We start from the raw sequence: 11,235 nt of genomic DNA, 5'->3' as shown, positions 1-11,235 counted from the left end.
TTTCTCTATTATAAAATGAGGAGATGGGAATTTTAAGGGAAAAAATAAGGCTGTCAAGATTTTCTCGACAGCCTGAGACGAACTTAAAAAGTTCGTCTTCTTCACTAAAAGGTCATCTGAATCGGCACAAATTCGGCACGCTTCATCAACCTCTTATATCAATCATTTTCAAACCTCTGTATTAACCAATCGAACCTTCCATCTCGAACTTAATCAAACGGTTCATTTCAACGGCATATTCCATTGGTAGTTCTTTTGTAAATGGCTCGATGAAGCCCATGACGATCATTTCTGTTGCTTCTTCTTCAGAAAGACCGCGGCTCATCAAGTAGAATAGTTGTTCTTCTGATACTTTTGATACCTTCGCTTCGTGCTCTAATGAAATGTTATCGTTTAAGATTTCATTGTAAGGGATTGTATCAGATGTTGATTTGTTATCCATGATGAGTGTGTCACACTCGATGTTGGAGCGTGCACCTTCTGCTTTGCGTCCGAAGTGAACGATTCCGCGGTATGTGACTTTACCGCCTTGTTTGGAAATCGATTTCGATACGATCGTTGATGATGTGTTTGGTGCAAGGTGAATCATTTTTGCACCTGCATCTTGGTGCTGTCCTTTACCGGCTAGGGCAATACTTAATGTCATACCACGTGCGCCTTCACCTTTGAGGATGACCGCTGGGTATTTCATTGTCAGCTTCGAACCGATGTTTCCATCAACCCATTCCATTGTCGCATTCTCTTCACACACCGTACGTTTTGTCACAAGGTTGAAGACGTTGTTTGCCCAGTTTTGGATCGTTGTATAACGGCAGTAGCCGCCTTTTTTCACGATGATTTCAACAACTGCACTGTGAAGTGAGTTTGTTGTGTAAACAGGTGCTGTACAGCCTTCTACGTAATGCACATGTGCGCCTTCGTCAACGATGATCAGTGTACGCTCGAACTGACCCATGTTTTCAGAGTTGATACGGAAGTATGCTTGTAGTGGTGTATCTACTTTTACGCCTTTTGGTACGTAGATAAATGAACCACCAGACCATACAGCCGAGTTGAGCGCAGCAAATTTGTTGTCAGTCGGTGGAATGACTTTTGCCCAGTGCTCACGGAAGATGTCTTCGTTCTCTTTTAGTGCGCTGTCTGTATCTTTAAACACAATCCCTTGGTCTTCAAGTTCTTGCTTCATGTTGTGGTACACTACTTCAGATTCGTACTGAGCAGATACACCCGCTAAATACTTTTGCTCTGCTTCTGGGATTCCAAGCTTATCAAATGTTTGTTTGATTTCTTCTGGTACTTCATCCCATGAACGCTCAGAGCGCTCTGATGGCTTGACGTAGTAGGTAATCTCGTCAAAGTTTAATGCATTTAAGTCTCCGCCCCATTGTGGCATCGGCATGTTATAAAAGAGCTCAAGAGATTTCAGGCGGAAGTCGAGCATCCACTGAGGCTCTTCCTTCATACGAGAAATTTCTTCAACGATCTCTTTTGTCAGTCCGCGCTCTGAACGGAAAATGGAAACGTCTTTATCAGAAAAGCCGTATTTATATTCACCAACATCTGGCATTTTTTTAGCCATCCATTTTCACTCCAATCTTATGATTTGCCGTTATTCGGCAGATGCGCCTTTTTCAAGCGCCTTCCAGGATAATGTTGCACATTTGATGCGAGCTGGGAATTTCGCTACTCCCTGCAACGCCTCAATGTCACCAAGATCAATGGAGTCGTCGTATTCTTTCCCTTGCATCATATCGGAGAAAATCTGAGACATATTCAAAGCTGTTTCAATATCCTTCCCCTTAATCGCCTGCGTCATCATGGAGGCTGATGCCATTGAGATCGAGCATCCTTCTCCTTCAAATTTCGCATCTGTGACCTTTTGATCTTCGATTTTCATCGTAAGACGAATGCGGTCACCACAAGTCGGGTTGTTCATATCGACGACAATGCTGTCGTTTAGGACACCTTTGTTTCTCGGATTTTTATAATGATCCATAATCACTTGTCTGTACAGAGTGTCTAAGTTTACATTAAAAGACATTCGTAAAATACTCCTTTGTCTTACGGAGCGCTGCGATGAGCACGTCAATTTCTTCTTCTGTGTTGTAAAGATAGAAGCTAGCTCTTGCAGTCGCTGATACACCTAGCCATTTCATGAGCGGCTGTGCACAGTGATGTCCAGCTCGAATGGCGACACCTTCCGTATCTAGAACAGTGGACGCATCGTGTGGATGCACATCATCCAAATTAAACGTCACAAGTCCAGCTCGGTGCTCAGGTCCATAAACCGTTGCACCTTCTAGCTCCTTAAAGCGCTCTAGCGCATAAGTAGCAAGCTGATGCTCATAACGGCTGACCTCATCCATCCCGATCTCATTTAAGAAATCGATCGCTTTTCCTAGCCCAACTGCTCCAGCGATAATCGGTGTTCCCGCTTCAAATTTCCACGGCAGCTCTTTCCATGTAGAATCATAAAGATCGACAAAGTCAATCATTTCGCCGCCAAACTCGGCAGGCTCCATATTATTCAAAAGATCCTTCTTCCCGTAAAGTACACCGATGCCAGTCGGTCCACACATTTTATGCCCAGAGAATGCGAAAAAGTCACAATCTAAATCCTGAACATCGATTTGCATGTGAGGGGTACTCTGTGCACCGTCGACGACAATGATCGCACCGTGGTCATGGGCGATTTTCGCGATGTCTTTAATCGGGTTGATGGTACCTAATACGTTTGAAACATGTGTGACAGCAACAATTTTCGTTTGATGTGTGATCGTTTGCTTCACATCTTCAAGCGATAATGTGCCGTCTTCCTGTAACGGAATGTATTTCAACGTTGCGCCGGTTGCTTTTGCTGCCTGTTGCCATGGGATGATATTCGCATGATGCTCCATATGCGAAATCACAATCTCATCGCCTTCTTTCAGGTTCGCTCTTGCATAGCTGATCGCTACTGTATTCAGCGCTGTTGTTGTTCCTCTAGTAAAAATAATTTCTTGCACAGATGAAGCACGAATGAATGCACGAACTTTCTCTCTTGCACCCTCGTATGCGTCCGTTGCTTTCGTACCAAGGGTATGAACACCTCTGTGGACGTTCGAGTTATAAGATCGGTAATACTCATTCATTGCATCAATGACCACTCTTGGCTTTTGAGAGGTCGCTGCACTGTCCAAATACACCAAATCATGTCCGTTCACTTGCTGTTGAAGGATTGGAAATTGCTCACGAACGTCTTTGATATTCATTATTTTACTTTCCTTTCAATCAGAGAAGTGAGCTGCTTTTTAACTCCTTCAATCGGTAGTTCTTTCACAACCGGATCTAAGAAGCCGTGAATCACAAGTCTTTCAGCATCTGCTTTGGAAATTCCGCGGCTCATGAGGTAATACAATTGAAGTGGATCAACGCGTCCAACAGAAGCTGCGTGTCCTGCTGTCACATCATCTTCATCAATTAATAAAATTGGGTTTGCGTCACCGCGTGCTTTCTCACTTAGCATAAGGACACGTGATTCTTGCTCTGCATTGGACTTAGATGCCCCGTGCTCAATTTTACCAATTCCGTTAAAGATAGAAGATGCCTGATCTTTCATGACACCGTGCTTCAAGATATATCCTTCAGAGTTTTTACCGAAATGAATAATGCTCGTTGTAAAGTTCTCTGTTTGGTCTCCACGTCCAACGACAACCGACTTCGTATCACCGAATGTACCGTCGCCCATTAGCTTTGTGATGTTTTCATATACTGTATCTCCATCATTCATCAAGCCAAGTGCCCATTCAATTTTACTGTCACGACCATTGGCCATTCCACGTCTATTCACATATGCTGTCACACCTTCAGCAAGGTTATCTACCGCACCGTATGTCACACGCGCATTCGCTCCTGTGAACACTTCAGAGACGATGTTGAAAATCGCTTCTTCTGGCTTCGCTGTACTGATGTAGTTTTCGACATATGTGACGGCACTATGATCTTCTGCCACAACAATGACATGGTTGAACAAAGTTGTTTCTTCTTTTTCATGAAGATAAACGGCTTGAATTGGTGCTTCAAGCTCCACATTTTTCGGTACATATAAGAAAGCTCCACCGTTCACTAATGCTGCATGTAAAGCAGTGAGTTTATGTTCATCGACCTTGACAGCATCTGTCATGAAATATTTCTCAACTAGAGTTGCATGGTCACGGATCGCTGTATGAATATCAGTGAAGATGACGCCTTTGTCTTTTGCTTCAGTAGAAAGAGACAAGTATGCTGGCGTTTGGTCACGTTGAATATATAGCGTCTTGTCCGTGTCCTCTAGGTCCACCAAAGATTTCACTTCTACTGGAAGCTCTTCAAGTGATGCAAATGGCGCATTTTCAACTGTATGCTGTTTGAAGTTTGTTAAATTCCACTTCGAAATATTTGTTTTGTCAGGCTTTGGCATTGGGAGGTCTTCTGCTTTTTCAAGAGCCTGTAAGCGAAGGGAGCTCATCCATGCCGGTTCCTGAAGCTTCTCGGAGAAGCTTTTGACATAATCTTGATCAACTGATAATTTCGTTTCTAATGTCATCAATAATCCTCCTAACGCTTACGCTTCTTGACCAACAGTTTCGTCTTCGATTCCTAACTCTTTTTTAATCCAGTCATAGCCTTCTGCTTCTAGACGTTGTGCAAGTTCTGGTCCACCAGATTTCACGATACGTCCTTGCATCATCACATGTACATGATCTGGAGTGATGTAGTTCAGTAGACGCTGATAGTGAGTGATCATTAAGCAGCCGAAGCCTTCGCCACGCATTTTATTAATTCCTTTAGATACAACTTTTAGGGCATCGATATCAAGACCAGAATCGATTTCGTCAAGGATGGCGATTTTTGGTTCAATCATCATTAATTGAAGAATTTCGTTACGTTTTTTCTCCCCACCTGAGAAACCTTCATTCAGGTAGCGTTGTGCCATATCAGGGTCCATTTCAAGAAACTCCATGTTTTCGTCCATTTTGCGGATGAATTTCATAAGTGAGATTTCATCGCCTTCTTCTCTACGAGCGTTAATGGCAGAGCGAAGGAAGTCCGCATTTGTGACACCACTGATTTCAGATGGGTATTGCATAGCAAGGAAAAGACCCGCTTGTGCGCGCTCATCTACTTCCATTTCAAGTACATCTTCCCCATCAAACAAGATGCTTCCTTTTGTGACTTCATATTTCGGGTGCCCCATAATGGCAGCAGATAAAGTAGATTTACCTGTACCGTTTGGTCCCATTACTGCGTGGAATTCTCCACCTTTTATTTCAAGGTTTACACCCTTTAAGATTTCTTTCCCATCAATCTCAACGTGCAAGTCCTTAATTGTTAATGTCGAAGCAGTCATATATCGATACCTCCAAAATAATCATTATTCTCATTTTATTCTCATTCTAATTTTATAACAAATTAAAAGTGAATACAACACATTCACGATAAGCGTGAGGAGATGCTCTCAAAATTCTAACAAAAAATACAGATGGATAAAAGGATTTATGTCGAAAAGGCTGTTTTCATAAAGAAAGGGCGGGAAATGAATCTCCCCGCCTCTTCCTATCTTAACCTCGTATGTTCAAATTTGCGAGCAAACGTTTCTCATCTCGATAAGACTGCTCCCGTTTATATTCCACTTTCATCCGTAAGTCATGGTCTCTTTCGTACTCTGCATAGCTCATGCCATGAGATTTGTGCATGGCCTTTTCCATCTCGGCGGTATAATCCAATCCCAGTGTACTCTGGTCCGAACAGATAATAAACCATTCCCTTCTTTGAGTGTACGTTTATTGTATCAAAGTCATCCTCCATCACTCAAAAGGGATATGACGATCTATGCCGCCGTATTTCCACATACAATGGGATGAGAAGTACTGATATCACTTATATGGAAAAATACCATGTTTTTCTTTTGTTAATGCGTCTGTCCGCCAAATTCATCAATACATTGCTGAACGACCGTAATGCCTTGACTAAGGGCTGCTCCACCACCAAAGGCTGCTGCAACACTAACGACCTCAAGTAAATTCTCTTCTGTGGCTCCTTGGTCAAGCGCTCCCTTTGAATGATAAATCATACAATATTCATCTTGTGCGTGAATGCTAATACCAAGTGCAATCATTTGTTTCTCTTTTTGTGTTAAAGAATCACTTTGAAAGCATTGCTCGGTAAATTCATTGAATTTCTTCCCAAACACCGGCATTTTCTTCTGGAACTCACCCATAGCCGTTTTATATTCAGTGAGGTATTGCTGCATGGAGCCGCTCATATGCTGTTCGTTCATTTAGATTCAATCCCTTCAGGTCATTTGTACGTTTTTATTATGAGCGAGATTTGAAAAAATACACAAAAAACCTCACTTACATGTAAGTGAGGTGTTGAGATGGATTATTCAGATACAGGTAAAACTGCACCTTCATATTTTTTGTCGATATATTCTTTGATTTTATCAGAATGTAGCACTTCCATTAATGTCTTGATCTTATCTGATTTTTCGTCACCTTTACGAACGGCTACGATGTTTGCATATGGGTTGTTTTTCGTTTGCTCAAGTTCAATCGAATCTGTTTTCGGATTCAATTTATTTTGAATTGCATAGTTCACGTTAATGAATACTGCATCGCCTTCTTTGTTTTCATACGCTTTCGCTGTTAATTCAGGCGCGATTTTTTTGAACTCTAATTTTTTCGGGTTTTCTTTAATGTCTTTTACTGTTGCGTTAATTGTATCAACTTTTGGATCAAGCTTGATGACACCAGCACTTTGTAATAGGGCAAGCATACGACCTTGCTCCGCTACGTTGTTTGTCATGATGATCGTACCACCATTTGGAACGTCCTTCAGTGATTGATGTTTCTTAGAGTAGATACCGAAAGGCTCAAGGTGAACAGCACCAGCGCTCACTAGGTCATAATCTTTGTTTGAACTGTTTTCTTCATCTAAATAAGGGATATGTTGGAAGAAGTTTGCATCCACTTCTTTTTCAGATAAAGCTTTGTTGTACATTTTATAATCGCTTAGTACTTTTACATCTAATTCATAGCCTTTTTCTTTCAGTAGTGGTTTTGCTTCTTCAAGAATCTCCGCATGTGGTGTCTTTGAAGCGGCAACAGTGATCGTTTTGCTATCACTTGATGCGTTATCAGATGAACCACATGCTGCTAAAATACCTGCAAATGCTAGAAATAGTGCGCTTAAAATCAGTTTCTTCATGAATAATTCCTCCCTTAACGTTTATCTATTCTATTTGTAATGAAATCACCGATTAATTGAATAATGAAAACGATGATTAGAATAAACACTGTGGCCACGATGGTGACATCTGTATTTCCAGATTGGTATCCTTCCACATAGGCAAGGTTCCCAAGTCCGCCTGCTCCGATTGCCCCTGCGATTGCAGTTGAGCCAATGAGAGCAATTGCTGTAACGGTAATGCCAGAAATCAAGGCTGGCAAAGATTCTGGAAGCAACACTTTGAAAATAATTGTAGATGTTTTAGCCCCCATTGAACGGGCCGCCTCAATGACTCCTTTGTCTACCTCACGTAGTGCGATTTCCACTAGTCGTGCATAGAATGGAGCAGATCCGATGATCAAAGCAGGCAGTGCTGCCTTTGGACCTAATATCGTATCCATGATGAGTTTTGTAAACCCTAATAAAAGAATGATTAAAATAATAAAAGGAATCGATCTGAAAATGTTGACGACTGCCCCGATAACACCATTAATGACTTTACTTTCCCATAAGCCGCCTTTTCCTGTGAGGAATAGCAGGAGTCCGAGAATAATTCCGATGACAAAAGCAAATGCCAATGAAATGAGTGTCATATACAACGTTTCGTTTGTCGTACTCCAGATGACATCTAGGTCAACATTCGGAAACCATTTCTCAAACATGTGTCATCACCTCAATTTCAACCTGTTTACTTTGGATATAGGCGATGGCTTTTTCAACCTCTGTCTCTTTTCCATTAATGTGGATAAAGAGTGTTCCAAATGCGCCTTCCTGCGTTTGGGATATTTTCCCTTGAAGGATGTTGACATCCACTTCATAAGAACGAATGATTTCACTAATCAACGGTTGCTCGGCAGAATCGCCGATAAAGGACAAGCGGACAACCTTTCCTTCTTTTACACGCTCTAAGATATGCTCGATCGTTTCTTGTGCTTCCTCTGGTTCAGCAAGCTGTTGCACAAATCGCTTCGTCATTTCTTCCTTCGGCTGTCTGAAGACGCGTAATACTTCGCCTTCTTCGACAATGCGACCATTCTCCATGACCGCCACACGATGACAAATTTTGCGAATCACGTGCATTTCGTGGGTGATGAGTACAATCGTTAATCCTAATCGTTTATTAATATCTGCTAAAAGCTCTAAAATCGAATCTGTTGTTTGCGGATCGAGTGCTGACGTGGCTTCGTCACAAAGGAGAACCTTTGGATCATTGGCTAATGCTCTCGCGATACCCACACGCTGCTTTTGTCCACCACTTAGCTGCGATGGATAAGCATTCTCTTTCCCTTCTAATCCGACCAATTTAATTAGTTCGTTGGCACGAGCTCTTCGCTTGGAAGTCGGCACACCAGCAATTTCAAGTGGAAACATAATATTTTGTCGCACCGTTCTCGACCAAAGGAGATTAAAGTGCTGGAAGATCATGCTAATTTCCTGTCTTGCTTTGCGAAGCTTCGCATTGGATATTTCATTAATTCGGTTACCGGCTACTTCAACAATTCCTTCTGTTGGCAGCTCCAGACCGTTTAAGAGGCGAATGAGAGAACTTTTTCCTGCACCGCTATACCCGATAATTCCGAATATTTCACCTTTACCAATCTCAAGGTTGACGTTCTTCACTGCGTCTACATTTCCGTTCTTCGATTGGTATGTTTTTGATACATTCTGTAAATTGATCACAGTCTGATCACCTGCTTTCTTGCTGAATCTATAGTTGTCTCACATGCACGCAGCATATTTTCTCCTATCAAACATGGCGCTAACCCCGTAATAAGGTTAGTAAAAAAGACCTAACTGCAACGCAAGCAGAAAGGCCTTTTATTTCAAATACGCCTTTCTCTCATTTTCCAAAGCGTTGCGGCTTTGAGTGAATTGGCACCAATTTCAGCTATGCTGACGGTTGCCGGGTTTCATAGGGCACGTCCCTCCACCTCTCTTAATAAGAGAAAATATGTTGTTTTATGTGATGTCTATGTTTTTACTAACGTAGGATATCATGCTAACTGAGATATGTCAACGCTGTAAATCGCTAATTTCCAAGTAAACGACTACGTTATCACATTTCTAAAAAAACCGTTTGTTAGCCAAAGCACAGCCTCCAATCTGAGGAGTGCCCGAAACGAGCCTTTTACCTTGACCTGGCCACGACTAATCAACTGCTGTAACGATAGATCTCCATCTAATAATTGGAGAATGTCTTTTTTCTCACCATAAAATGTGAGGTCTGATAACTCAATTGCAGGTAGTTTCTTCACTTCACCACGTTCATCCACAATTAATGTACATGAGTCTCTTTCCGCCTCAAATGTAATCTTCAAGGATGATGAGGAGAGTAGCGGCTTTAATAATAATCGCTGCTTTGTGTTTCCATGGGCTTTCACATTTTCCACATGTATAACCTCCCTGTCATTTGGTTATACATAACATTTCTCTACAAACCGTCGCTTGTCCTTTATAAAACACTCGACAAATTCTCGGGGAGGCAGTGCTTGAAATATGACAAAAAAACACTTTATTTAGCGGTTTCGATCATTTCATGAAGATATGGAACAGAGTGAAAGGCATAACCTTTTTGAACAATTTCGCCCTTTTTGAACAATAGAAAGCAAGGAACGCTCTCGATTTCAAACAATTTCGCAAAACCAGGGGAGTAGTTCAAATTGTTCTCATAAAACGGAACGTCTGGTTGCATGGCGTCCACCACTGTCAGCATTTTTTTGGCTACCTGACATGTGCCGCAAAACGGTGTATATAAGTATAAAAGAAATAAATCGTCTTCTATTTCTTTCCATTCGTGCTCCTCGATCTCTTTCATATACGTCCACCCTTATAAAAATTTAGAATGAACATCAATGTTTGCAGCTAAAAGGATAGATGCAATATGGGCTGACGGTGATGCGGCTACTTCTCGGTACATTTTGTCTACATAGAGATGCAGCGCTTCAGGAATTTCCCGACGAAATTGCTTCCGCAGTTTATCTCCAGCATCGTCACTGTCTGCTAGGATATAAACGTCTTTTCCAAATAAATCGTCTACGAGCTGATCAAGCTTCGATGTACTGATTGTGCCATTTGTGCAAATGATGGTGATAGGTTCATTTATGACTTCTTTCAGCTTCTGTTTATCGGTTTTACCTTCTACAATGATGACCTTTTCTACATCGATCTGTTTCATCACGATCACCTGGCCCTTTTGACATTGATTCATTTCTCCCTTAGCGTACAGTCTTTCATTCGGGTTGTAAAGCTCAGATTCTTGGTCATCAAAAAGACTGCAGCATCTAGTCACTGCAGCCTTCATTCACTATTAACACCAGCCATTTTCATCATCACAATCTACATATTGTTCTGTTCCTTGCGTCAGTGTATCCGTTAGACGATAAAAACGTTGCTGATCGTAGGAATAGCCAGATTTTAACTCATATTGGTTTTCGCTTAGCATCTTGCCAATCTCTTCATTTTGAAAATAAAGTGCCATTCCATCTTCTTTGAATCGACCAGTGACATGTTCTGTTATATCCACCTGTTCTTTTTGAAAAGACAATTGGACACCCCCCATAAAGGTAGAGTGTCCAATTTTAAATGAATTAGTCTTCTTGTGTCATTTCGTCATATTGTTCAGCTGACATTAAGTTGTCGATTTCAGACGTATCTGCTGGTTCTACAACGATCATCCATGCTTTCTCATATGGGGATTCGTTTACGAATTCTGGGCTATCATCTAGCTCATCGTTTACTTCAACGATTGTCCCGTTAATTGGTGCGTAAAGTTCAGAGACTGTTTTGACTGATTCTACACTTCCGAAAGGCTCGTCCGCTGTAATTTTGTCTCCTACTTCAGGAAGCTCAACGAAGACGATATCTCCTAGCTCAGATTGTGCAAAGTGCGTAATACCAATACGAACCTTGTCCCCTTCTACTTTGACCCACTCATGTTCTTCTGAATAACGTAAATCTTTTGGTGTGCTCATTCAATTCCCTCCAGTC

At 41.6% G+C, this 11,235-nt stretch carries 15 protein-coding genes and 1 riboswitch; all 15 genes read right to left on the bottom strand.

Translation table 11 applies throughout. The features are described from left to right. Positions 1-181 precede the first annotated feature (181 nt). A complete protein-coding gene (gene sufB, locus AB1K80_RS11900; protein ID WP_159145098.1) occupies positions 182-1,579 on the bottom strand; it encodes a Fe-S cluster assembly protein SufB in 1,398 nt (465 codons plus the stop codon). Positions 1,580-1,609: 30 nt separating this feature from the next. Further along, the gene (gene sufU, locus AB1K80_RS11895) at positions 1,610-2,041 is read right to left on the bottom strand and encodes a Fe-S cluster assembly sulfur transfer protein SufU (protein WP_412856832.1); all 432 of its coding nucleotides are present in this window, start codon (positions 2,039-2,041) and stop codon (positions 1,610-1,612) included. Next, positions 2,031-3,251: a cysteine desulfurase gene (locus tag AB1K80_RS11890; protein ID WP_412856831.1), complete on the bottom strand. Its 1,221-nt coding sequence runs from the start codon at positions 3,249-3,251 to the stop codon at positions 2,031-2,033. Before AB1K80_RS11890 ends, sufU begins: the two co-directional genes overlap by 11 nt. After that, the gene (gene sufD, locus AB1K80_RS11885) at positions 3,251-4,564 is read right to left on the bottom strand and encodes a Fe-S cluster assembly protein SufD (RefSeq protein ID WP_412856830.1); all 1,314 of its coding nucleotides are present in this window, start codon (positions 4,562-4,564) and stop codon (positions 3,251-3,253) included. Before sufD ends, AB1K80_RS11890 begins: the two co-directional genes overlap by 1 nt. Positions 4,565-4,582: 18 nt before the next feature. Continuing rightward, positions 4,583-5,368, bottom strand: coding sequence for a Fe-S cluster assembly ATPase SufC (gene sufC, locus AB1K80_RS11880; RefSeq protein WP_412856829.1), 786 nt, complete (start codon positions 5,366-5,368; stop codon positions 4,583-4,585). A gap of 211 nt (positions 5,369-5,579) precedes the next feature. Then, complete coding sequence (locus AB1K80_RS11875) at positions 5,580-5,714, bottom strand: hypothetical protein (protein WP_412856828.1); 135 nt, start codon at positions 5,712-5,714, stop codon at positions 5,580-5,582. Positions 5,715-5,929: 215 nt separating this feature from the next. After that, a complete protein-coding gene (locus AB1K80_RS11870) occupies positions 5,930-6,298 on the bottom strand; it encodes a carboxymuconolactone decarboxylase family protein (protein ID WP_412856827.1) in 369 nt (122 codons plus the stop codon). Positions 6,299-6,402: 104 nt separating this feature from the next. Next, positions 6,403-7,227: a methionine ABC transporter substrate-binding lipoprotein MetQ gene (gene metQ / locus AB1K80_RS11865; protein ID WP_412856826.1), complete on the bottom strand. Its 825-nt coding sequence runs from the start codon at positions 7,225-7,227 to the stop codon at positions 6,403-6,405. Positions 7,228-7,241: 14 nt separating this feature from the next. Beyond that, complete coding sequence (locus AB1K80_RS11860) at positions 7,242-7,910, bottom strand: methionine ABC transporter permease (protein WP_412856825.1); 669 nt, start codon at positions 7,908-7,910, stop codon at positions 7,242-7,244. Continuing rightward, the gene (locus AB1K80_RS11855) at positions 7,903-8,928 is read right to left on the bottom strand and encodes a methionine ABC transporter ATP-binding protein (protein WP_412856824.1); all 1,026 of its coding nucleotides are present in this window, start codon (positions 8,926-8,928) and stop codon (positions 7,903-7,905) included. Before AB1K80_RS11855 ends, AB1K80_RS11860 begins: the two co-directional genes overlap by 8 nt. A gap of 157 nt (positions 8,929-9,085) precedes the next feature. After that, positions 9,086-9,194: riboswitch (SAM riboswitch) on the bottom strand. Between the two features lie 102 nt (positions 9,195-9,296). Further along, on the bottom strand, positions 9,297-9,638 hold the full coding sequence (locus tag AB1K80_RS11850) for an SCP2 sterol-binding domain-containing protein (RefSeq protein WP_412856823.1): 342 nt from the start codon (positions 9,636-9,638) through the stop codon (positions 9,297-9,299). A 122-nt stretch (positions 9,639-9,760) separates the two neighbouring features. After that, a complete protein-coding gene (locus AB1K80_RS11845) occupies positions 9,761-10,063 on the bottom strand; it encodes a thioredoxin family protein (protein ID WP_412856822.1) in 303 nt (100 codons plus the stop codon). 12 nt (positions 10,064-10,075) lie between these two features. Next, on the bottom strand, positions 10,076-10,456 hold the full coding sequence (locus AB1K80_RS11840; RefSeq protein WP_412856836.1) for a toprim domain-containing protein: 381 nt from the start codon (positions 10,454-10,456) through the stop codon (positions 10,076-10,078). Between the two features lie 99 nt (positions 10,457-10,555). Beyond that, positions 10,556-10,792, bottom strand: a complete 237-nt coding sequence (locus AB1K80_RS11835; RefSeq protein ID WP_412856821.1) for a YusG family protein — start codon at positions 10,790-10,792, stop codon at positions 10,556-10,558. Between the two features lie 43 nt (positions 10,793-10,835). Continuing rightward, complete coding sequence (gene gcvH, locus AB1K80_RS11830; RefSeq protein ID WP_412856820.1) at positions 10,836-11,219, bottom strand: glycine cleavage system protein GcvH; 384 nt, start codon at positions 11,217-11,219, stop codon at positions 10,836-10,838. Positions 11,220-11,235: the final 16 nt, after the last annotated feature.

The organism is Bacillus sp. 179-C3.3 HS, assembly GCF_047229225.1.
GTDB lineage: Bacteria > Bacillota > Bacilli > Bacillales > Bacillaceae > Bacillus.
This window is presented reverse-complemented; position numbering and strand designations above follow the sequence as displayed.